A 23,655-nucleotide genomic window follows, 5' to 3' on the forward strand; every position below is an offset into this window, starting at 1 on the left:
TGTGTATCAGTTTGAGGTTAGTGAATTAACAGGCGGGTGTTGTAAAGTTGCTTCGGTAGTCTTTTTAAGCCTGGTTTTCCTCAGATAGCTCAGTTGCAATAAACCCAAAAGCAGCGCTACAAGGCCTTCGCCTAAAACGGTATCCGGAACGCCTATTTTTTGCGAAATAGCTCCTACCAGCAAGCCGCCCAAGGGCTGCATTCCAAAAAATGCCATGGCATAAAAACTGATTACCCGGCCGCGCATAGCCGGATCAACCGTAGTTTGAATGAGTGTGTTGCTGATGGTGATCTGGGCCATCATCCCAAAACCTGTAACAGCCGCAAACAAAAGGGCGATGTAATAATTAGGCATATGAGAAAAGACAGCCAAACCTCCGCCGAAAATCAGCGTACTTAAGGCCAAAATCTTTTTAAGGTTTCGGCCCGCTTTTATTGAGGCCAGGAATATAGCTCCCGAAAATGCCCCTAAACCTATCAGGCTGTCTATTACTCCAAAAGTTGATGCGGTTCCCTTAAAAATATCCTTGGCATAAACCGGTATCAGCGTATTAAATGGTAAAACCATGAGGCTTATTAAAGCCAGCATCACCAACACAAACTTAATTGAAGGTGTATTTTTGATATAACTAAAGCCCTCTTTAAGTTCAAAATAGATATTGTGCGTATGTGCTTTGGGTTTTGATTTGGGCAGCCTCATTAACAACAGCGACCCAATTACAGCAATAAAGCTGGCGGCATTTGCGCCAAAACACATTACATCGCCAAACTTCTCCAGCACCAGGCCTGCAATACCCGGCCCAACCAGCCTCGAAAGGTTCACCATAGATGAGTTAAGTGCCAGCGCATTGGGCAAGTCGGCTTTATCGTCAACCATCTCATAAACCAGCGATTGACGGGCAGGCACATCGAAAGCATTAATGATACCCAGAAGAGCGCTTAAACCGATGATTTCCCAAACTACATATCGTCCAAAAAAAACCAGCGCCGTAAGTAAAATAGCCTGCACCATTGATGCAGCCTGGGTAAGCAGCAATAATTTATACCTGTTATACCTATCTGACACTACCCCGCCCAAAAATGAAAATAAAAACGACGGAAACAAGCTTGCAAAAAGGGTAACCCCCAATAAAAATTTAGAATGTGTTTGCGAGTATATTACCCAACTTACTTCGGTTTTCTGCATCCAGGTGCCCACCAGTGATATGGATTGTCCGGTAAAATAAAGCCTGTAGTTGCGGCTTTTAAATGCATTAAAAGTGTTTATATTCATTACTCCCCTATCCTTTGCACAAAGGCCTTATTCAAAATCAACAATTTTTGTTAGCGGGCCAATAGCTTTTTTAATAAGCTCCTGTTCCTCGGGTGTACAGGTTGCAGCTATGGCATCATTAAGCCAGGCATTGCGCTCGTTGCGTACCTGGTACAGCATATCGCGACCAAGATCAGATAAACTGATGATGGCTTTACGCTTATCGGTTTCCGAGATACGCCTTTTGATTAAACCACGCTGCTGCAGGTTTGCTAATATCTGCGACATGCTTTGGGTAGTTATCTTTTCCATGGCCGCCAATTCGTTAGGCAACAATTCCTGGTGTTGATCAAGCAGGGCAATCGTCGATCGTTCGGTTAACGACAATTTATCGGCGGTTACCGAATGCTTCCGCAGTACCTTAATAAGCCTGGTTACCACCGTACGCAGGTCGGCCGCCAGTTGAATATCTTTTTGATCTGTCATTTTTATAATAAGGTAAACTTGTAAGTTTACCTTACAAATATAACACAATTTTAGGATTTGTCCCTATTGTCCGCTTTTTTTACATTGGTGTTATATGACATTGGGTAGCTTTGGTGTGGAATAACAGGTATAGCCATGGGTATAAAACACGATATAGCTTCATTAGATGATATTAAACTGTTGGTTGATACGTTTTACAATAAAGTTGGCGAAGACGTTTTACTGGCTCCTGTTTTTAACCAACGCTTAGGTGATGGCTGGTTGCCGCACCTTGAAAAAATGTATACCTTTTGGCAAACCCTGCTATTGCAAGAACATACGTATAACGGTGCGCCGTTTCCGCCCCATGCGCGCTTACCTATTGACGAAAAGCATTTTAATGAATGGCTGAATTTATTTACAGCTACAGTTGATAACCTTTTTACCGGCGAAAGGCCGATGAGGCCAAATGGAGGGCCGGTAAAATGGCCGAAATGTTTCAATATAAAATAGCCTATTTTAAAAATAATCCGCTTAATATTATTTAGCTATTTATTTACCGGGCAATATGCGGGCTCATTTTAGTAATTTTGCCTTGTGCCGCCACCTGTTAAAAAAACACCTCCTAAAACCACAGTTCCCGCAAAACGGAAAGCTGCCGCGAAGAAAAAAACATCTTCCGCAGTTCCTACAGGATGGATATTTGCCTCTATTGGCTTATTGCTCATAGTGCTTTCGCCTTTTTATTATGGCTACGTTTTAAAAACGGCAACCGCAACCTGGCGATGGATACTTGACGCCGGCGAACCTACCAATTACCGCACTTACAAAAGTTTTGGTGTACGCATACCGGCCAACTATACAGTGCATGGCATTGATGTGTCATCGTACCAGGGCAAAATAAACTGGCAAAAGGTAAAGCAGATGAACGAGGATGGTGTACATATCAAATTTGCCTTTATTAAGGCAACCGAAGGCGTTTTAATGACCGACCCCTATTTTCAACGCAACTGGCGCGAAGCTCCCAAGGCCGGCCTCGTTTGTGGTGCATACCATTTCTTTTTGCCGCAAAAAAGTGGATTATGGCAGGCTAAATTCATGCTGCAAACGGTAAAAATTGAAAAAGGCGACCTACCGATGGTTGTAGATGTGGAGAGGCTATACCGCACTACGCCCGAAAAAATGCGTATCCAGCTTAAGCTGTTCATTCACCAAATAGAAACCAAAACCGGTGTAAAACCCATTATTTACACCAACCTGAGCTTTTACCAGGACTACCTGCAAGGTTATTTTGACGAATACCCGCTGTGGATAGCCCATTATTACCAACCCCAGTTAAATGTGAGCAGTAATACCAATTGGCAATTTTGGCAACACTCCGATAGGGCGCACATCAATGGCATTAATCAAAGGGTTGATATGAGTATTTTTAAAGGCGACACTACCGCGTTTGAAAAATTGCTGGTGAAGTAAAAATCACCCCGTTACCCCTTCCTTCTTATAAACATTCATCAAACTATCGGCCCGATATCTGTGCCCCTCCTTTAAAAAGGTATAGTAAGGCGCTACCAGTTTAGCGGCAGCGGATGAGGGGTATTTATCTGACAGGTAGTTGTAGGCTTCTTTAAAATAATCGCTCAAGCGGTTCTGGTCATCCATAACCCAGGTGTTATCGGTTCCCTGGAGCAGTACCTGCAAATAACTTTTTTGGTTGATGGCTGCGTCGGCAATGCTTATAAAACCAAGGTTTTCCTCAACAAATCGCTCCCACCATATTTCCCTGTCAACCAGCTGTTTTGCACTTATAATTATCGAAGCATCTTCCATGTAAACAGCTTTATTCTCCTTATTCAATTGCTCCAGATATACCTTCATCACCGGCGAAACATAATCATAAAACCATTTACTGATAAAATCCCGGTCTTGCCCTACATAGGTATCGCCTTCTTCCATAATAATTGTAAAGCCGTTATCATTTAATTGCGTTAGGTACTTTGCAACTTTTGCCGGCAGTTTGCCCGGTTTTACTTTACCAACAAGTATCGTGTCGCTCCTGTCGGCACGGTCGTAGTGAATATTGTCCAGGCTATTATCCAACTTATCGTAGTACGCGCTAAACATCAAAAAAGCAGTATCGCAGGTGGCAGGGGCTTGTCCGTTGAATAGGTCTGCATATTTTTTCGCGGCCTTTGTGGCATTTTCAGGGTCCGTAAAATTTAAAGATTTAATAAATACCACATACTGATTAAACAAGGGGTTTGTATATTGCGGCTTATTGATGGTTGAAGTTTTAGCCGACTTATTAGCCTTAACAACATGTTTTGTTTCTGCCGAAGGTTGCTTTTTATGTGAACAAGCGCACAACACAGTTAAACACATACACAGGAGTACACAGTTTTTCATGGCAGAATGAAAGTATCTTGCATAAATATGAGCAATTTGTTTGGAAACAGAAAGCGCAACCATAAGTTGATGGCTACGGCATATACTTCGCAAGCCTATCATATATCAAAACTTTCAGCGCCAAAAAGGCCTCCATCATCAGAACATCTTTTACTATGAAAATATCTACATTATCTTTTTGTGTTTTAATTATCGGGGTGGTTTCCGCCTGTCATTCGGTTATTACCGATAGCACTGGGGGCAGCCAGGAGCAAACCGATATGCACAGTACCTATGACGATAGCACCTTAAACAATAAGATATTACCAGTAATGATGCCTTATAACCGGCTGATTGACCCTGCCGGCAAAGTGGTGCGTTTTGGCGACCCCAATTTTGAAAACCATAGCCTTGATATCAAACTGATTCCGGGAACCTCGGTTTTAGCAGTTGAAGACCGGTACGGCATTACCCTCATTGATTCGGTTGGCGGAAAGGTTATAGCACAATGGACTTATAACAAAGATAAACGATACAACGCCCTGATGAGCACTTACTCGGGCTTAAAGGTTCATAAAAATGGTTCGGAAACGCAGATTTTCTGGAGCGCTGCCAATGGCGATTCGCATAAATCGTTTGTAATGCAGGGCGCATGGAACGGGCAGGATATCAGCATCAAAAACGCATTTGAATTTAAACCCGTTGCGCCATCACCACTGGCATTACCCAACGAACTGGTAATTAATAATGAGGCTGGTACCGATTATTTATATGTAGCCTTAAATGGAAATAACCAGGTTGCCAAAATCAATTTATCTACCCAACAAACCGTTTACACCAAACCAACCGGGGTAGCGCCGTATGGCCTTGCGCTTGTTGGGCAACACCTGTTCATTACCAACTGGGGCGGCGCCGAACCTACCGATACTACCGGCCGGGAAACCGCGGGTGTACCCTACGGAAAAACCTACATCGACCCCAAAACGGGCGCTACGAGTACAGGCAGCATACAGGTAATTGATATTGCAAGTGGCAATGTATTGAAAGAAATTTCTGTTGGCCTGCACCCCAATGTTATTATAGCCGATAAAAGCAACCGCTTTTTATATGTTGCCAATGCCAACAGCGATAACGTATCTGTAATAAACACCGCAACTTTTAAGGTGATTGAAACCATCCCTGTAAGGTTGATGCAGGATAAAAATGGCTATATCGGCGATTCGCCAAACGCACTTGCGCTTAGTAACGATGGTAACACTTTGTACGTTGCTAACGGGCTTGATAACGCGGTTGCGGTAGTTGAGCTTGGTTCAACTTCATCAGCCAACGGCAAGGGCAAAACATTTGTTAAAGGCTTTATCCCTACCGAGGCCTATCCCGGCGGCTTGCTGATTGTTGATAAAACACTTTTTGTAACCAACCTGGAAGGCGAAGGATCAAGGGTAAGTACCAAAGAGTTTAAAGCTGGCTCGCAGGTACCTGATGATGTTACCGCTTATAACTCGCACCACGAAAAAGCTACGGTATCTATCATTCCATTGCCTGATGATGAGTTATTAAAAATATATGCCAATCGGGTAAAAACGCTTAACCTAACCTTCAGGCAGGATATTGCGCAGCTGGTACCACGCAAAAACATTGCTCCAAAACCCATGCCCGACCGTATTGGCGAACCATCGGTATTTAAGCACGTACTATATATCATCAAAGAAAACCGCACTTACGACCAGGTGTTAGGCGATCTTCCACAAGGCAAAGGCATGCCCTCTTTATGTATTTACGGCGATAGCATCACCCCCAATCAGCATAAGCTGGCTAAAGATTTTGTACTGCTTGATAACTACTACGCATCGGGCAAATGCTCGGCGGAAGGGCATCAGTGGACCGATGCCGCTATGGTTACCGACTACGTGGAGAAAAACGTTCGCGCCTGGTTCCGCAGTTACCCGCATGTGCAGGAAGACGCCCTGGTGTACGACAAGAAAGGTTTTATATGGAACAACGCCGCCGATCACGGTAAAAAAGTAAGGATTTACGGCGAGGCATCGGCACCCCATTATGACGAAAAATTAAGCTGGACGGATATATACAATAACTATAAAGCCGGCATCCCGCTTAAGTTTTATAACACCAGCACCATATCAAGAGTGAGGCCCATGCTATCGCAAAACTACCCCGGATCGGACGAGTTGAAAATAACCGACCAGATACGGGCCTCTGCTTTTATCAGCGAGTTAAAAGGTTATGAAAACCAACCCGGCGACGAACTGCCTGAGCTGATGGTAATGGCCCTATCAACAGATCATACGCAAGGTACCCGGCCAGGCCTTCCTAAACCGGAAGCTATGGTGGCCGATAACGACCTTGCCCTCGGCCGCATCATTGAAGCCGTATCCAAAAGCCGTTTCTGGAAAAACACCGTAATATTTGTTACCGAGGATGACTCGCAAGCCGGGTGGGATCATGTATCTGCTTACCGTACAACAGGTTTTGTGGTAAGTCCGTACAGCCAGCTGCAAAAAACCGTATCAACAAATTATAACCAAACTTGCGTTGTAAGGTCGATAGAGCAAATATTGGGCATACCGCCAATGAATATTATTGACGCAACCGCCCTGCCCATGTTCAGCTGCTTTAGCGACAGGCCAACTGCCTACACTTACAGCACCGTGCCAAACCGCATCCCGCTTAATGATATCAACCCAAAACTTGCCGTACTTAAGGGACAAGCTTTGTATTTTGCCAAAGCATCCTCAAAACCGGAGTTTGACCATATTGACGGCGGTAACGACGACATGCTGAACCGTATTTTATGGTACGCCGCAAAAGGTAAAAAAACTTACCCTGTTAAATTAACCGGCAAAGCCGACAAGGATGATGATGATTAAACAGGGCTACTTATTTTTTGACGAAATAAACCGTATACCATCGGTATGTTCGCCAATGAGGATATTGGCCATATCTGCCGTTTTATAATAGGACGGCTTTCCGGGCATATCATCGGCAATGCCAATACCGTTAATCTTTAAATTTTCAAATACAACATTTTTTATGCGGCGGTCATTATCGTACCCGGCAATTACCGAGATATTGGCATGGCTACCTTTGAAATAAATATCTTTAAAATAAATATTTTGTATTCCCCTACCCGGCGAAGTATTGTAATAGTGATTAAACATTACCCTGATATTAACAAGCTGCCCCTCCCTGAAATCTTCCACCCGGATATTTTCAAAGCTAATTTGGTTCAACAGGTTGCTGTCGCCCGCATTTAGCGCAATACATCCCTGGTAATCAATCTGATGCTCGTGCTGTTCCAGTATATCTATATTTTTAAAAGTCATATTTTCAAGCGTATCCGGGTTGTTGGTGTCTCCGTGGGTACCAATTAATATCGGGTGGGCAACATCTGCCCAAAGCGTTGCGTTGGCAACAGTTATGTTTTTGGAGTTGCCATAATAATTCCACCTGTGGCCGTAAATGGCGATGCAATCGTCAGAATTCCGCATGAAAATATCGCTGATGGCAACATCCGAGCTACAAAAAACATCAATACCATCGGCGTTTCCTTCAAAGCTAAACGACTTAAAGTTACTGATCTTCACCCCTGCCGACTGGCCGATAAGCACGCTGTACTTATGTGGTAAAACGATGATTCCATTTACTTCAACGTTTTTTGAAAAAGTGATGGTCAGCTGATCATTACGGGAACCGGGTATAATAGCTGGGCTGGTGTTCTTAATATCCGCTTTTGGTGAAACGGGCAATTGGGTCAAAATTCCACGGCCGAGTACACGTACATTCTCTACTTTATCAATAAGTATTTGCCCCTGTACTATGGCACCTGCCGCTATATAAATAGTTTGATTTGACCGCGCCTTTAAAACCCCTACCTGGTGTATGCCCGGGCCAAAATAGGTTACACTGGTATCGGCCCACGATGGACGAAAAGTTTCAAGTGGATTTGCAAACAACTGGAGGTTATGAAATATGTCTCCGTTTATCTCGATGGAAAGGTTCCTTGGTTTGTCCAAAAAAAAACTGACTTTATTTGATTGTATTTTCGGCGATATGCCAAAACTCAACGGCCTCACCCGGGCTTGTTTAACGATGCCTCTGTTGTAAGTAACGGCAACTTCAACTACACCAGAAAAATCAAAATAGGCGAAAGAACTAAGCTGATATTCGCTATTTGTATTTACCTTATTAGTAACCTTAGCCATATAGGTAGGCACGGTTTTCCATCCCTTTCCATTTTGCCTTACTCTTACAGTAAAATCGGTGGTTAAGGCTGCCCCGTCAGGAGCGTTACAGGTTATAAGCTGAGCTTTTGCAAGGTTACCAATACACAACAACAATAAAAACAGGGTGATAATTCTTTTTTTCATTAAATATAAATAGTTAAAACTCCCGGCGCATACTTCCCGTCGGCACAAATCTTCGCGTCAAATCTATCCACATCTAACTTCCGGCCGCCTCCTGTAATGTATCCAGAAAAGCAAATGGGTTGGTAATGGTTACTGATTGAAGATTTTATAAAAATCGCCCGAAAAAAAAGAAGAGAAAGGCGGTTGTCAGGCCAAACAGAGGGGGTATTTTTAGTGTATCACCGTTAAAAACAAGCAAAAATGGCCTATCTGGTCCTATTTAAACACCAGGCACCCAAAGAGCATAAGTAACAGTTATAACTTAATGCTTACTTTTTAATTAAACAAACTATGGTTGCAGCTCCAATTATCGGGCTTTATTTTTCCAGATTTAACAAACGTATTCTTCATATTTCATATAAAATATCGCCGGTTACCACCCTTTCATCACCACAATAGCCCCGTTTATCGATAACATCTATCGTCCGAAAAATATTGACAATACTTTCGGATAAGTAAACGATAACAAATTATTAAATAATTAAATCATGAAAAAGTTAATACTTTCTGTAGGGTCAGGCTTGCTACTGACGGTCTGCATCCTGGTAGCTTGTAAAAAAAGCAGCTCAACTGATGGAACAACAACTACTACTACCACAACAACCACAACGGCTTCGGTTTCTGCTTTAACCTGTGGTTCGGCGGTGGTATCATCAACAGCAACCGTTAACACCGTATTTAGCGGCAGCGCCACCATACCGTATACAGGGGGCAATGGGGTTGCTTATACCGCCGGTAGCGCAATATCTTCAACCGGGGTTACCGGCCTAACGGCAACTTTGGCTGCGGGTACCCTGGCCAGTGGGGCAGGTAATATTACTTATGCCATTGCCGGTACGCCCACATCAACAGGCACTGCCTCTTTTTCAATTACCTTTGGCGGGCAAACCTGCAGTTTCACAGTCACGGTAGATGCCGCCAGCACATCTACAACAGGTTGCTCTACCTCAAACACCATTGCATCAAAAGTAGTATGCCTGGCCAACGCTTTCCTGGCAACGCTTAGTACCTCGCAGCAATCGTCTGTTGTACTTACACTCAACCTTAGCAATGCAAAAAGATGGTCGAACCTGCCTTGCGGGCTTTCATGCAGGAACGGATTAGCATTCAGCAGCTTAACCAGCACTCAATTGGCCGCTGCAAAAGCTGTTGCACAGGCTGCTTTCGGAACAACAACCGGCGAAGGTTATGACGAGTTTACACAAATTATGGCCGCTGATGATTACCTGGGCCAAACTGCTTCCGGCTATTCTTCAGGTAACTATGTTATTGCGTTTTTAGGCACCCCAACTACAACTGGAAAATGGATGCTGCAAATTGGCGGACACCACTACGCGCAAAATATTACTTATGATGCCGGTGTTGTTACCAGTATTACACCTTTGCACCAGGGAGTTGAACCCAAAGGCTCATTTACTTTAAGCGGAACTACTTACAGCGGCCCGATGGAATCTGAACATAGCGCTATGCAGGATATGCTTGGCTCTTTCACAAGTACCGAATTGGCTTCGGCAAAAATAACCAGTACTTTTTCAGATTGTTTGATGATACCGGGCTCTACCACCAATACGTTCCCAACTACCAAACAGGGTATTAAAGTTAGTACGCTAAGCAGTGCCGCACAAGCTAAGGTACTGGCAGCCATGATGCCGTGGATAAACGATCTGGATGCCACTTCGGCCGCCGCATTTACCACCATTTATCAAAATGAGCTTGCAAGCACCTATGTTTGCTATTCAAGTAATACATCTGCCGTTGCAGGTACTGCCAGTTCATTTTTAACAACCAATACCGATTATGTAAGGATAGACGGGCCGAGCGTTTGGATAGAGTTCATCTGCCAAACGGGCGTGGTACTTTCGGGCATTCACTACCACAGCGTTATGCGAGATCATAGCCGCGATTACATAGGTTTATAACAAGAATCATAGAAATTATGCAAAACATCTTTTCGATAAACAGTCGCCATAAAAACAGTTGGCGGCTGTTTATTTTTGTATCCGTTTTTGCTGTTACAGCATTAAGGCCAACCATTTTACACGCGCATCAAACGCCAAACACACTTGTTTTTTTAGATGCGGGCCCGAACAGGGTTGCCCTGGAACTCCAGATGCCGTTATCAGAACTTGAACTTGCTTTTGGCAACAACATATCTAAAAACCCCGAAACACTTATCGAAAAATTTGGGCCGCAGTTAAAAGAATATCTTAAAGGGCACATCCATGCCTACCTGAAAAAAACTGCCCCATGGCACGTTGAAATACAAGCCCTGAGGATGGATAAAGGCACATATATCGAAAATGGCATTAATTATTGGGAGGTAGTAGCCAACGTTGTTATCATCCCGCAGCCCGGCGAAAGTACGCGGAAGTTTATGCTCGATTATGATGTGATCATGCACCAGGTTATTAACCATGCAGCTCTTCTTTCCATCCGCAGTGATTGGGAGACAGGAAATTTGAATCCCACTTCGGCCGATGCCATGGTTATCAGCTGGAATACCAAAGATAATGTGATATACCCACTGGAAATAAATTTGCAGCAGGGAAGCTGGTTTAAGGGTTTCAAAAGCATGTTTGCCTTAGGTATGCAGCATATTAAAGAAGGCACCGATCATTTGCTGTTTTTGATAGTTTTACTGTTACCTGCAGCACTATTGGCAAAAAACAAGCAATGGGGCAAGTTTGGTGGCGCAAAATACAGTATCATGAGGCTTTTGAAAATTGTCACCTCGTTTACAATTGGCCACTCTGTTACGTTGCTCATTGGCGCATTAGGCTGGTTAAAACTGCCTGCGCAACCCGTAGAAATAGCGATTGCGTTTTCCATTTTAGTTTCCGCGGTTCATGCTATAAAGCCCATTTTTCCGGGGAAAGAGATGTTTGTAGCAGCAGGTTTTGGCTTAATACATGGCTTGGCGTTCGCGTCTATATTAGCTAACCTTAACCTGGGCGCTGGCACCATGGCCCTAAGTATTTTAGGCTTTAATTTGGGTATAGAGGCGATGCAGCTTTTTGTTGTTTTAATTACCATTCCGTGGTTAATTTTACTAAGCCAAACGTCAATTTATAAGTACGTGCGGGTTGGCGGCGCCGTTATCTCGGGTATAATTGCCATGGCATGGATGCTGGAACGTGCCACACAAACGCCTAATTTTGTTTCGGCTTTTGTAAATAAGGCTGCGCAACAGGCCGTGTGGGCCATACTATTGCTGGCAATTTTGGCATTGGCAAGCTTCGTGTTAAACAGGCGTGTTGCCCGTTCATAATGAAACAGGTACCGCCGGTTGGCGACATTATTTGAAGCGGAGCCGACTGTGTTCCAGGTTACACGGTTGGGTCAGCAATCGCTTTTAAACCCGGGTTAACATAACTTAACACATTTCAGATAAAATATTTACAAATACCTAATAATCAATATTTTATATTTTATCATGGTTAACATTAAATTGATCGCGCAATGTAGAACGATCCAAATATTTGTGCCCGTTGCCGGCCAATTCAAGTCCCTTTGGTACCTGGATCATTTAACTACGATCAGCCAATAAAAACAAAGGTATCGACGCTTTAAGCTTATTCCGTTAGCTATTATTAAATAACTGCTTATCGCCGTTAACTATTTAGATGCCCGGGGCGTTGGATGAACTATTTTGCCATATTTTCAGAAAACTCTATATTTGCACATCCGTTCACGAATATTACTCCAATGAAAATAACAAAGTAAAACCGATGGTCATGTGCCATCATACAATCCGCAGCCCGCGGTAGTTTTTGGTCACCGACTTTTCAATGCTTTTACTTTGTTATTATGAGTATCCTCATCCGTTCACTCGCGTATATTCATCCCGATAGGGAAACCCTTTTTGAAAATATAAACCTTGCCATAGCTAAAGGCGAAAAAGCCGCACTTGTAGGTTTTAACGGCACCGGAAAATCAACGCTATTACAGTTGCTTGCCGGACGATTACAAGCCACCGGCGGAACGGTTACGCTTTCCGAACCCTTTTGGTATGTTCCGCAGCAAGTGGGTAATACCAACCAAACCATTGCCGAAGCTTTACAGGTTGGTAAAAAGCTCACGGCCTTCAGGGCCATCCTGAACGGCGATGTCCACCCTAATCATTTTGTTGAATTGCATGACGATTGGGAAATTGAAGAAAAAATAAAGGCGAGCCTGGCACACTGGCAACTGCAATACCTTGAGCCGCAGCAAACCATGAGCATGCTTAGCGGCGGGGAAAAGGCCAAAGTGATGTTGGCAGGCATCACATTGCATCAGCCGGGCATTATTTTATTGGATGAGCCCAGTAATCATCTTGATACACAAAGCAGGGAGCAACTTTACCGGTTAATTGAAACCAGTAAGGCCACTATCCTTGCGGTAAGCCACGACCGCACCTTGCTAAATTTATTGCCCCTGACTATAGAATTAAGCGCTGTTGGCCTGGAGCGGTTTGGTGGTAACTATGATTTTTATGAAAGCCAAAAACAGCAGGACATCGATGCCCTGCAGGCCCGCGTTCATGAACAAACTAAAATTCTTAAACAGGCCAAAGCAAAAGTCCGGGAACTAACAGAACAACGCCAGCAGCAGGAAGCCCGCGGCAAAGCACAGGGTAATAGCGGCTCGTTGCCCCGGATCCTGGCCGGTCGGCGCAAAGCCCAGGCACAACAAAGCAGTGCCAGGATAAGCGGTGTTCAGGATGAAAAAATAAGCCAGATTGCTGCAAAGCTCAGCGAACAAAGAGCCAGCCTTCAAACGTATCAGCCTCCTGTTATCATGCTCAAAAGCTCTGGCCTGCACGCCGGCAAAGTATTGATTGATGCCCGGGAAATCAGTTTCGGGTACGGCGAAATCTCCTTATGGCAGCCCTTAACGTTCCAGGTCCGTTCGGGCTACCGCGTGCAGGTTACCGGGGCCAATGGTTCCGGGAAAACCACGCTGCTCAGCATACTCATGGGCCAATTACAACCCACCACGGGTTATATTAGTTGCGCCGCTTTTAGCTACGCATATCTTGACCAGGAGTATACCCTGATTGATGAAAAGTTAGGTATTTTTGAACAGGCGCAACAATGCAATAGCCGCTTGTTACCTGAGCACGAACTGCGGTCGCTGTTGGTTTATGCCCAGTTTCCCGCCGAAACCTGGAACCTGAGATGTGCAACTTTAAGCGGGGGCGAGAAACTGAAACTGGCCCTTTGCTGCCTGTCACTCCGCCACGTTGCTCCCGATATACTCATCCTGGATGAACCCACCAATAACCTTGACCTGCAAAGCATGGAAATGTTGATCAGAACGGTAAGAGATTTTGGTGGAACGCTAATCCTTATCACGCACGATGCCTGGTTTGCCGAACAAACAGGCATCAACAGTATCATTCGGCTGACCTGATCTTCTCGCGGTGTTGTTTACCCCACTTAATCATCTCGAGGATAATATCGCCGAAACTCCGGCAATATTCCGTCACGGTATATTCCACCAGCACGGGGGTGTCTGGTGTTACCGTGCGTTTAAGCAACTGGTTAGCCTCCATTTCTTTAAGTTCGCGGGATAACATGCGCGTTGTAATACCCGGTATGCTCCGCTCAATATCGCGAAAACGCTTATTGCCGTTGCAAAGTGAGTTAATGATCGGCAGCTTCCATTTGCCGCCAATAACATAAATTGTGTCCTGTAAGGCCCTTACTTCCTCTTGTTGGTTACGCGGTGTGGATAAAACTTCTGCCGCTTTCTCTGCTACTCCCATACTGGTATACTCTGTGATACTGGTAACAAAGTTATACCATTTTCGCCATAAATTTGTATCATGGAAACTTTAAAAAATAAAATAGCCGTTATAACCGGCGGCAACAGCGGTATAGGCTATGCCACCGCTAAAGAAATGAAAGCGCAGGGTGCCACAGTAATCATAACAGGACGAAGGCCGGAAGCCTTAGATCGGGCTGTAAACGAACTCGGCGTAACGGGTTTTATCGCCGATCAATCAAGTATAATACAGACTGAAGACCTCGTAAAAAAGATCGAAACACAATTCGGCAAAATAGATATCCTGTTCATCAATGCCGGCATTGCAGGTACCGCGCCCATCGAACAGGCTACCGAAACACTTTTTGACAGCATTATCGACATCAATTTCAAAGGTGCGTATTTTACGCTCAGCAAATTTATACCGTTGCTGAACGATGGTGCATCGGTTGTGTTCCTTTCATCCAATACGGCCAGCATGAATGGGGTACATTCATCTATTTATTCTTCGGGTAAAGCTGCGCTGAATTCGGTCATGCGCATCGCCGCCCTTGAACTGGCTCCCCGCGGCATCCGCGTAAACTCAGTTAGTCCGGGCCCCACTCAAACAGAGATACTTAATAAAATTGGCATGGATGAAACAGCGCGAAAAAACCTGGACAACTGGATGATTGAACGCATCCCTTTAAAGAAAATGGGCCAGCCCGGGGATGTGGCCAAAATGGTGGCCTATTTCTCGGGCGACGCAGCAAAATTCATAACCGGGGCCGAAGTTGTGATGGATGGCGGCATGAGCCTGGCATGAGGTAACAATAATAACTGGCGGCAGGCTGAATTTAAAGCATCCGCCAGTTTAACTTTATAACCAACAAACATAGCCAGAACATCGGGGCGCAACAAAAACCGTGCTTAAAAGCTTTTAAATAAAGCCACGCTTTTAGGCGTCACTTTGCCTATCCTTTTATCTTTATGCAATACCAATTCACAAAGCTGTATGGCGGCACTCTCAAAATCATCGTGGCTGTTACTGAGCAGCAACCAGGCTGTATCAAATGACTCGCCCTCATCAAAAGAAAAATTCGTGATCGCCGGAATTTCCGCCTTCAAACTGGCGTGATCATCCCGTTTTGTACATATCCAAATGCCGTTATGCTGCGGATTTTTTTCGGTCTCCCGGAAGATTAGTATGATCTTTCCGTCGAAATAGAGATAAAACATACCCACCGCCGGCTTAACAATTACGCCGGCAGGCAGGTAATCCAACAGGAAGTCAAAAGGCATCGCTTTTTTCATTGGCAGTATTTTGTCCATTAAATATAATCAATTGGTTTTGCTTATCTTTAGTATATGAGCATTACGGAATTTATCAGCGATGCGCCCGCAGAAAGGCAGGCCTTTTTGATCACTTTGCATGAAGCAATCATAGCTAACGACCCAACAATCACCCCTGTAATCAAACTAATGATGGGCAAAGAAATGATTTTATACGAGGAGCGTGGCTTTATGAAATACGGACTGGCGAGTGCAAAGGCTTATATGTCGTTGCACTGCCTGCCCATGTACATGAACCCCACACTGCACGGGCAATTTGAAAATTTGTTGCCGGATGCGAAATTCCAGAAGGGTTGCATCAATTTTAAAGATGAATCTGAAATGCCCGCCACGGCCCTCGCCACACTGATCGCTGCATGTTCGGGTATAAGTATCGCAGACATGCTGGAAAAACGAAAAAGAAAATAGCCAGCCAATGAACTATACTCGTCCCAAATTTGAGGGCTTGTTCGGCGCGGTTGCATATGTCTATGTGCCGCACCTATAAATGATAGTAAACAGGGCCATGGTCAATAAAAGTGGGATTATCTCTCCAAAGTTACCCGATCAAAGCTGATGGTAGTAGGCGTTGCCATTGAGCCGGAAGAAACAGCCAGGCCTGCTAATAACATTTTTTTTGTTTGGCCAGTTACTGAACCAATTTTTGTCCAGTTTTTTCCATCAACTGAAGAGAAGCCAGAAACAACCTCCCCTTTTCGTTGTAAACGGAGCCAATAATACCCCGTGAGGCGGCTGAAAGTAACTACCGGCTCAGCAAGCAACTGGTTTGATGTAACAGTTTTTGTTTGTTTTCCCGCTAACTCCCGGGAAAGCAAACAGGTGTACCAGCGTGGCGCCTCCGCCTGACCCGATGGTTCAGGTTTTACCATTAAAGCTATCTGCGGCACATTAACCGTTAATCCTTCGCGGATAACCAGGCCAAAACTGGTAAACTGCGAACTGACCTGCGGAACGTACCGGCATGTGATGGCCCCATCGTCGTTTAAGGTAGTGTAAATAAACTTAAACTGATTACGTGAGCTGTCGATACCCATTCCGCCCGCTGTTATGGTAAATTGCTGTCCATCAAAAACGGCCGTACTTTTTTGTCCTAGTCCTACGCTATCTCCAACATCTGCCTGTTCCCAATTTGCCCGGAAATCCGTTGTGATGCTAACCGGATAAGCAGCTTCGCCCCTGCCCCATTTATTAACCGCCGACACTACATAATAATAAGTTTTCCCTTTTACCACTTTATTATCCTGGTATAACGCATGAGTGAGATGGTCTGCAATGACCAAATAAGGTCCATTTCTATTTCCTGCTCTTTTAACGGTATAGTAATCCGCTCCTACAGCGGCTATCCAGGTTACAGTATTGCTGTTTAATGACGTTTTAGCTAACAGACCCGACGGTGCTTCCGGAATGGTATTTACATCATATTTCCCTTTTACCGATGCCGTCCTGGAATAAAGCAGCGTTCCAAATCCCACATGGTCGGCGCCCGGTAGCCCCTGTTGTTCCGGCCTCATCTTTTCGGCAGCCTGCCTGGTATAGGGGGCTGCTAAACCCATCCGGTTTACGTAATGATTATAAATTTGTTCATACACCGCCCGCAGTCTCCCCCTGCCTTCTGATGATAGCTGCTGATGCAAATATTTACCTGTTCTGTCCATTGCGGGTGTATAAGGAACATCCAGCCCCAGGTTATACCTGGCGGTATATTCAAAACCTTTTAATAAACGGTTATCTGCATAAGCATATAAATTTAATCCCTGCTGCCAGGCCATCTCGGCACAATCACCCAAATGGGCTATGCCCAACTGGGTATGACTTTGATCCCTGCCGCTTTCCTGGCATTGGCCCGCATCATTAATAATATAATTAACCAAACTTCCGTCGCCTGCGCCATCAATATAATAATGTAAAGCCCGTTCAAATATGGGGCGGTCGTTGCAAAAAACGCCTATCGCCATCATGGTTTTCATGGCAGCCGCATCCCAATTACCGTTGGCAAACGGAGCAAAATCTTTGATAACCGGGTATATCACTTCATGAAAATGATGCTCTGTTTTTTCGATATCCGCTGCAGACCAACCCGAATGGGTATAGCGCAGAATTTCGGCAGCATTCACCATTTTAAATGGCCCAAGCCCGGCCATTAATACAGCATCGCGCCCGGTTATTGATTTTAATGTTGATGACCAGGAATTAACAATTTCAATAGCTTTATCAGCATAAGCCTGTTGACCTGTAAGCGCCCACATCAATGCATTTTGATAAGCAGCATTAGCATCCGCATCATAAACAGCCTGCCCAATGGTGGGGTTCCGGCCTACTATTTCCATAGGCCCCTGCATACGATAGGTATTTTGTGATTGCGGATGCGCCTGAAGAACCAGGAACCCGCTGTATATAGGTTCCTGTTTTTCTCTTATGGCTGTTTTCATCCGCTCTATATCCTGCGTGTTTTGCAATAATCCGGGATGTGTAAACGACTGTGCTTTTGCAAAATCAGCCAGCAACAATAATAAAAAGCAGCACAGAAGTAAACATATTCCTTTTATATAATTCATGATTTATTTATGGTATTGTAATTTATAAGATGCTCATTTTATGGCTTTAATAGCTAAAAACTTTCTGCCTTGTGCTTCGCGATATACCAATAAGATTCATCGCCTGGTTACATAAAAAGTTTGTTCAACCGGTTCTGCAGATTGATATAAAGGTGCTGTTACCCTCCCCCATTGATAAGCTACAACTTTAATCTTTACGGGGTATTTACTTTTGACAGGGATAGGTGTAAATTTAATGACACTATTTTTCACATATGCCGGCCCCGAAATAATATAATAATCCACAGGTAATGCCGAATCTGACGTGGCATGTAAAGCAAGTTCTTTGGTGCCATATTTAACATCTTGTATCTTTTGAAATGTTATTTTCTGGGGTTTACCAGTTGTTAATTTAGCTGGGATAGCCATCTTACCAGGTTGTACCGCATGCCGATATTCGGCATCGCCTGCATTTTCTTCCTGTATCCAAAGATCACCTCCCATGCCCGACCGGTCAAATTGTAATCTGAATGAAGAGGCGCCTGTTTGTATTGCCGGACCAGTGATTACCCTAAAACTAATGGCGCCTGCCGCATGCCCCAATTTTTGGCCACCGCCAATAAGTTCCGGCGGCATTTCTGATAAAAAACCTCCTTTTAGCTGGAATGAAACACCATCCTGTCCTGGTTCAAATCCCAAGGCCGCAAAACCCAATTTAGCAACCGGCAATAGCTGATCATCTTGTATAAAAGTAATCATTTGCCTTTTGCGCTTTACACGGTCGCCTTCAAATCTCATAGCTGCCACTGCTGTTTCCTGATCAAAAAACCAATATGCATTGGCGCTATTTCCCTTAAATGATTTATAAGGGGCAGGTAAAAACTCATCCTTTTCCATACCGCCGGTACCTGTTAACCATCCCGATGATCTTTCAATAGGGTTTAAAGCCGACTGTCCGGGTTGCGGCAAACGGTACTGACATGCTTTACGGATATACAACGCGATAAACTTTGCCAGGCGTGCCGACCAGTCAAAATGCCCGCCACCCGGATCAGTTACTACGCCAACCAAATTATCTGAATCCTGGCTGCGCAAGGCTAAAGCGGTTTGCTTTACCACAGGCCAGTAAAAGTCACGATCTCCTGGCTTCGTAGCGGGGTCGGGCACACGGTATTGCGGCCATTCGGTAGTTTCTCCCACTACGTAACAAAGCGGGATACCGCTAAATTTCAGGGAATCCGGAAGCGGTATGGTTTTTACGGGGATGCATGCAATGGTACGTTCAGGCAAAGCATTCGCAAAGGTCCAGGCAAAATGCCCGTTAGCCGAGTGTCCCATGGGTATAACCGGGGCCGTTTTTAATTCCAGATAACCCGATTGCAGGGCCAGGTCATCCATCATTTGCTGAAAAATATTTTCCATTCCGGGTTTCATATCAGCAGTTAAAGATTGATCCCCCCTTTGTGCAGGCCCAATCCAAATGATACCCAAACCTATCTCAGCAGCCGTGCGCCGGATGAACGGATCCTCCAGCCAGTTACGTTCCAGCAAATTAGCAAGGGATACAATTACACCGTTAAGCTGTTTACAATTTGGTGGTATCCATAAATAAGCATTCCGGGTACCAACCTTTACACTATACTGGTAAACGTGATCTTCAGGCCTATACTGCGCTTTACAATTGCTAACCAAAACAAAAACAGCCAGCAACAACAGGGTGATATTACGGATCATGGAGCTTACAATTAATTTCTATTATTTTTTAACCAGGATTTGATTTATGGAGTTATCCTAAACCAGTCAAAATCGGCATAACCTCCCATGCGTACATCAGGCTTGCTGATACAAAATAACCCCACCTTGGCTCCTATCCATTTATCGGACTGCGCAGAAAACGGCTGTCCAATATCCTTAAAATTTATCCCATCTTCGCTATAACTAAAACTACACCGGGCATCGGGCGAACTCACATGCACCCGGAAGTAAACTGCGGATTGATTGATCCTATCCTCAGCCAAAACCTCCTCCAAATTGCCATTTAATGATCCCCTACAGATGATCTGGTTTACTTTAAACCCTTTTTCATCTTTAGAAACACACAGGTACGAATAGTCATTCCCCATAATAAGCAAGCCTGTCTTCTTACCTTGCCATATTCCCCATTCCACTTGATAGTCTACTTTGGTGGTTGCCGTAAAATCAGCGGCCGGGAACTTTTGCAGCAGCAGATTGGGAACAGGCCAAAGGTTTGAGGCATCCTGATCTGTTGGATAAGCAAACAACCGTAAATAACCCGAGCCGGGAATCAGCGCGCTCCATTGAATTTTGGGGTTGGCGTGCCATTGCCATTGTAAACCGGGCTTATCAGCATTAAACTCGTCACTTTCAGCAGGAGTTGCCATCGGATAGCGTTTACCCACATCGGGCTTTTTGAAAACAGATACCGGTTCTCCTTTTCCATCGCCATCATCATCTTTTCCAATCGCCGGCCAATTATTTACCCATTTAACAGGCTCCAGATGCAAAACTCTGCCATAAGGTCCTTTATCCTGAAAGTGAATAAACCAGGGCTCACCGGTTTGTGTCTCTACCAGCGCACCCTGGTGTGGACCATTTACAACCGTTCCGCCCTGATCCATCACTACTTTGCTTTCATACGGGCCGTATAAATGCTTTGAGCGCAAGGCAAGCTGCCAGCCGGTAGCCACACCACCCGCTGGCGCCAGTATGTAATAATAACCGTTGCGCTTATAAAATTTAGGGCCCTCTATGGTATGGTTATCACCGTGTCCATCATAAACATGTTTACCATCATCGGTAACGCCAGTGCCTGCCGCATTTAACCGAAAGACGGTCAGCAAACTATTAACCCCGGCACGACTGCCCGCCCAGGCAACTGCCAGATAGCCTTTACCATCATCATCCCAAAAAGGACAAGGGTCAATAATTCCCTTGCCAGGCAGTACCAATAGGGGTTTACTCCACTCACCAGCCGGATTTTTGGCTTTCACCATATAAATACCATAATCAGGATCGGGGTAGTATATATAAAATTCGCCCTTGTGAAAACGGATGGCGGGAGCCCAAACGCCCTTGCCATGCTGTGGCTTATCATAAACAGCTTCCGGGATTTGCCTTGTCAGCGCATAATTAATCAGCGTCCAGTTAACCAGGTCTTTGGAATGCAAAATGGGCAAACCGGGCATACAATTAAAACTCGATGAAACCAGGTAATAATCGTCTTTAACACGTATGGCATCAGGATCTGAATAATCTGCATAAAGAACAGGATTTTTATAGGTACCGTTTCCCTGATCTGATACCCATGTTTTTGAAAGGGGATTTATTTGCGCTATTGCATTAAACGTAATCGTTATGACGCCTAATAGCGCAACAAAAAAAACCACCATCTTATTGTTCATAGCCAAATATAGTTCGAAATTAGTGTAAATGAAGGGTTCACATGGGGGAGCAACCGGTCAAACAAGGGGGATAAGAAGCGAGGTTGGCAAGAATTCAGCAATCTTTGTTCAAAAAGATGAAAAATCTTAAGCCCTCTATGGTATAAACAACACCCGGGAGCTTTTTTTGATTTCCCCTTCGCTTTATTTACTATGAGAGATGTATTGCAGGGCAATTTAATATCTGATGTAACTTATTTCAACCGCCCGATATTGGCTATTACGCAGGTATTAAGCCATTAGCGGTATGTTGTGCTATTCCTGCCATAATTCTGTGTCTTTCCTTTATCTTCGCACAATTCAATATTTGCATACTGTGATTAATGTCAACAACATCTCCGTTTCATTTGGCGGAACCACCTTATTCAGTGACGTAACCTTCTCCATAAACGAGAACGATAAGATTGCCCTGATGGGTAAAAACGGCGCGGGCAAGTCTACCATCCTCAAGATCATTGCCGGCGCGGCCAAACCTACTACCGGCAATGTAACCGGTCCGAAAGACGCGGTAATAGCATATTTGCCCCAGCATTTGCTCACTCACGATAATGTTACCGTTTTTGAAGAAACGATGAAAGCTTTTGAAGAGGCCAATCAGATGCAAAAAGAGCTCGATGAGTTGAATGAGCAGCTTACTATCCGTACCGATTACGATAGCGATGATTACATGAAACTGATTGAACGGGTATCGGAGCTGAGCGAGAAATTTTATTCGCAGGAAGAGGTTAACTATGATGCCGAGGTTGAAAAGGTGTTGAAAGGCTTAGGCTTTGAGCGCAAAGATTTTACCCGCCAAACTGCCGAGTTCTCGGGCGGTTGGCGCATGCGTATCGAACTGGCTAAAATCCTGTTAAAGAAACCGGACCTGATCTTGCTTGATGAGCCTACAAACCATATGGATATTGACAGTATACAATGGCTGGAGGATTTCCTGATCAATTCGGCAAAAGCAGTCATGGTGATATCGCACGACCGTGCTTTTGTAGATAATGTTTCCAACCGTACCATCGAGGTGACGATGGGTAGAATATACGATTATAAGGCCAAATACAGCCATTACCTGCAGTTACGCGCCGACCGCCGGGTGCACCAATTAAAAGCCTACGAGGAACAACAGCGCTTTATTGCCGATAACCAGGAATTTATAGACCGGTTCAGAGGTACCTACTCCAAAACATTGCAGGTACAATCACGCGTAAAAATGCTCGAAAAGCTGGAGATCATCGAGATTGACGAGGTAGATACGTCGGCCTTACGATTGAAGTTTCCGCCATCGCCCCGTTCCGGTCAGTATCCGGTGATGGTTGAAGAGCTGACAAAAACCTATGGAGATCATGTAGTGTTCCAAAAAGCAGCAATGGTGATTGAGCGGGGTGAAAAAGTAGCTTTTGTAGGGAAAAATGGTGAAGGCAAGTCGACTATGATCAAAGCCATCATGGGCGAGATTGATTTTGAAGGAACTTTAAAAGTAGGTCACAACGCTAAGATAGGGTACTTCGCCCAAAACCAGGCGTCGTTGTTAGACGAGAGCTTAACGGTATTTGAAACCATCGACCAGATTCCCTTAAGTGATGGCACAATAAAGATCAAAGATTTGTTGGGTGCATTTATGTTCAGCGGTGATGATACCACCAAAAAAGTAAAAGTACTTTCGGGTGGCGAGAAAACGCGCCTGGCCATGATCAAGTTACTTTTAGAACCGGTAAACGTATTGATCCTGGATGAGCCAACTAACCATTTGGATATGAAAACCAAGGATATTATCAAAGACGCCCTGAGGGATTTTGATGGAACCCTGATTTTGGTATCCCATGACCGGGATTTCCTGGACGGGCTGGTGAAAAAGGTATTTGAGTTTGGGAATAAACGCGTCCGTGAGCATTTCGAGGACATCAAGGGATTTTTAGCCTACAAAAAAATGGATAGCTTAAAGCAGATAGAGCAAAGCTAAAATGAAAAGCCGGGAAGATTAAAATTTTGCATACGATGTTCTAAAAGCAGGGCAAACGCATTAAATTGGGTTAACATAACTTAACACATTTCAGATTAAATATT

At 44.5% G+C, this 23,655-nt stretch carries 18 protein-coding genes; 9 read left to right on the forward strand and 9 right to left on the reverse strand.

Going from position 1 to position 23,655, the window contains the following annotated elements:
* Positions 1 to 6: 6 nt before the first annotated feature.
* Positions 7 to 1,272, reverse strand: coding sequence for an MFS transporter (locus FSB76_RS04070; RefSeq protein WP_147052314.1), 1,266 nt, complete (start codon positions 1,270 to 1,272; stop codon positions 7 to 9).
* Between the two features lie 27 nt (positions 1,273 to 1,299).
* Positions 1,300 to 1,737, reverse strand: coding sequence for a MarR family winged helix-turn-helix transcriptional regulator (locus FSB76_RS04075; RefSeq protein ID WP_147052315.1), 438 nt, complete (start codon positions 1,735 to 1,737; stop codon positions 1,300 to 1,302).
* A 135-nt stretch (positions 1,738 to 1,872) separates the two neighbouring features.
* Between FSB76_RS04075 and FSB76_RS04080 the strand changes: the two genes are divergently transcribed.
* A complete protein-coding gene (locus FSB76_RS04080; protein ID WP_225976415.1) occupies positions 1,873 to 2,229 on the forward strand; it encodes a group III truncated hemoglobin in 357 nt (118 codons plus the stop codon).
* Between the two features lie 84 nt (positions 2,230 to 2,313).
* Complete coding sequence (locus FSB76_RS04085; RefSeq protein ID WP_147052316.1) at positions 2,314 to 3,189, forward strand: glycoside hydrolase family 25 protein; 876 nt, start codon at positions 2,314 to 2,316, stop codon at positions 3,187 to 3,189.
* Positions 3,190 to 3,192: 3 nt separating this feature from the next.
* On the opposite strand, the gene FSB76_RS04090 is transcribed toward FSB76_RS04085, so the two are convergent.
* Complete coding sequence (locus tag FSB76_RS04090) at positions 3,193 to 4,119, reverse strand: hypothetical protein (RefSeq protein ID WP_147052317.1); 927 nt, start codon at positions 4,117 to 4,119, stop codon at positions 3,193 to 3,195.
* A 155-nt stretch (positions 4,120 to 4,274) separates the two neighbouring features.
* On the opposite strand from FSB76_RS04090, the gene FSB76_RS04095 reads away from it, so the two are divergent.
* A complete protein-coding gene (locus tag FSB76_RS04095) occupies positions 4,275 to 6,986 on the forward strand; it encodes a bifunctional YncE family protein/alkaline phosphatase family protein (RefSeq protein ID WP_147052318.1) in 2,712 nt (903 codons plus the stop codon).
* 6 nt (positions 6,987 to 6,992) lie between these two features.
* Here the strand turns inward: FSB76_RS04095 and FSB76_RS04100 are convergent, their stop codons facing one another.
* The gene (locus FSB76_RS04100) at positions 6,993 to 8,486 is read right to left on the reverse strand and encodes a glycosyl hydrolase family 28 protein (protein WP_147052319.1); all 1,494 of its coding nucleotides are present in this window, start codon (positions 8,484 to 8,486) and stop codon (positions 6,993 to 6,995) included.
* Between the two features lie 527 nt (positions 8,487 to 9,013).
* Here FSB76_RS04100 and FSB76_RS04105 point away from each other — a divergent pair.
* The 3 genes from FSB76_RS04105 (at position 9,014) to FSB76_RS04115 (ending at position 13,919) form a co-directional block, all read left to right on the forward strand.
* On the forward strand, positions 9,014 to 10,444 hold the full coding sequence (locus FSB76_RS04105; RefSeq protein ID WP_147052320.1) for a DUF3500 domain-containing protein: 1,431 nt from the start codon (positions 9,014 to 9,016) through the stop codon (positions 10,442 to 10,444).
* A gap of 17 nt (positions 10,445 to 10,461) precedes the next feature.
* The gene (locus FSB76_RS04110; protein WP_147052321.1) at positions 10,462 to 11,793 is read left to right on the forward strand and encodes a HupE/UreJ family protein; all 1,332 of its coding nucleotides are present in this window, start codon (positions 10,462 to 10,464) and stop codon (positions 11,791 to 11,793) included.
* A gap of 539 nt (positions 11,794 to 12,332) precedes the next feature.
* Positions 12,333 to 13,919, forward strand: coding sequence for an ABC-F family ATP-binding cassette domain-containing protein (locus FSB76_RS04115; protein ID WP_147052322.1), 1,587 nt, complete (start codon positions 12,333 to 12,335; stop codon positions 13,917 to 13,919).
* Here FSB76_RS04115 and FSB76_RS04120 read toward each other — a convergent pair.
* Positions 13,903 to 14,274, reverse strand: coding sequence for a winged helix-turn-helix transcriptional regulator (locus tag FSB76_RS04120; RefSeq protein ID WP_147052323.1), 372 nt, complete (start codon positions 14,272 to 14,274; stop codon positions 13,903 to 13,905). The genes FSB76_RS04115 and FSB76_RS04120 overlap by 17 nt on opposite strands.
* Positions 14,275 to 14,334: 60 nt before the next feature.
* Here FSB76_RS04120 and FSB76_RS04125 point away from each other — a divergent pair, with 60 nt between their 5' ends.
* Entirely contained in the window at positions 14,335 to 15,078 is a 744-nt protein-coding gene (locus FSB76_RS04125) for an SDR family oxidoreductase (protein WP_147052324.1), read from the forward strand.
* Between the two features lie 104 nt (positions 15,079 to 15,182).
* Here the strand turns inward: FSB76_RS04125 and FSB76_RS04130 are convergent, their stop codons facing one another.
* Positions 15,183 to 15,584: a hypothetical protein gene (locus FSB76_RS04130; RefSeq protein WP_147052325.1), complete on the reverse strand. Its 402-nt coding sequence runs from the start codon at positions 15,582 to 15,584 to the stop codon at positions 15,183 to 15,185.
* A 36-nt stretch (positions 15,585 to 15,620) separates the two neighbouring features.
* Here FSB76_RS04130 and FSB76_RS04135 point away from each other — a divergent pair, with 36 nt between their 5' ends.
* Positions 15,621 to 16,013 (forward strand): DUF1801 domain-containing protein, encoded by a 393-nt coding sequence (locus FSB76_RS04135; RefSeq protein ID WP_147052326.1) that lies wholly within the window; start codon positions 15,621 to 15,623, stop codon positions 16,011 to 16,013.
* A 116-nt stretch (positions 16,014 to 16,129) separates the two neighbouring features.
* Here FSB76_RS04135 and FSB76_RS04140 read toward each other — a convergent pair whose 3' ends face one another.
* From FSB76_RS04140 to FSB76_RS04150, 3 genes are all read right to left on the reverse strand, one after another.
* A complete protein-coding gene (locus tag FSB76_RS04140; protein WP_147052327.1) occupies positions 16,130 to 18,160 on the reverse strand; it encodes an alginate lyase family protein in 2,031 nt (676 codons plus the stop codon).
* 96 nt (positions 18,161 to 18,256) lie between these two features.
* Positions 18,257 to 19,873: an alpha/beta hydrolase family protein gene (locus FSB76_RS04145; RefSeq protein ID WP_147052328.1), complete on the reverse strand. Its 1,617-nt coding sequence runs from the start codon at positions 19,871 to 19,873 to the stop codon at positions 18,257 to 18,259.
* Positions 19,874 to 19,917: 44 nt separating this feature from the next.
* A complete protein-coding gene (locus tag FSB76_RS04150; protein ID WP_225976416.1) occupies positions 19,918 to 21,561 on the reverse strand; it encodes a glycoside hydrolase family 43 protein in 1,644 nt (547 codons plus the stop codon).
* Positions 21,562 to 21,916: 355 nt separating this feature from the next.
* Here FSB76_RS04150 and FSB76_RS04155 point away from each other — a divergent pair, with 355 nt between their 5' ends.
* Positions 21,917 to 23,551, forward strand: a complete 1,635-nt coding sequence (locus FSB76_RS04155; RefSeq protein ID WP_147052329.1) for an ABC-F family ATP-binding cassette domain-containing protein — start codon at positions 21,917 to 21,919, stop codon at positions 23,549 to 23,551.
* The last annotated feature ends 104 nt before the right edge of the window (positions 23,552 to 23,655 follow it).

Source organism: Mucilaginibacter ginsenosidivorax, assembly GCF_007971525.1.
Lineage (GTDB): Bacteria > Bacteroidota > Bacteroidia > Sphingobacteriales > Sphingobacteriaceae > Mucilaginibacter > Mucilaginibacter ginsenosidivorax.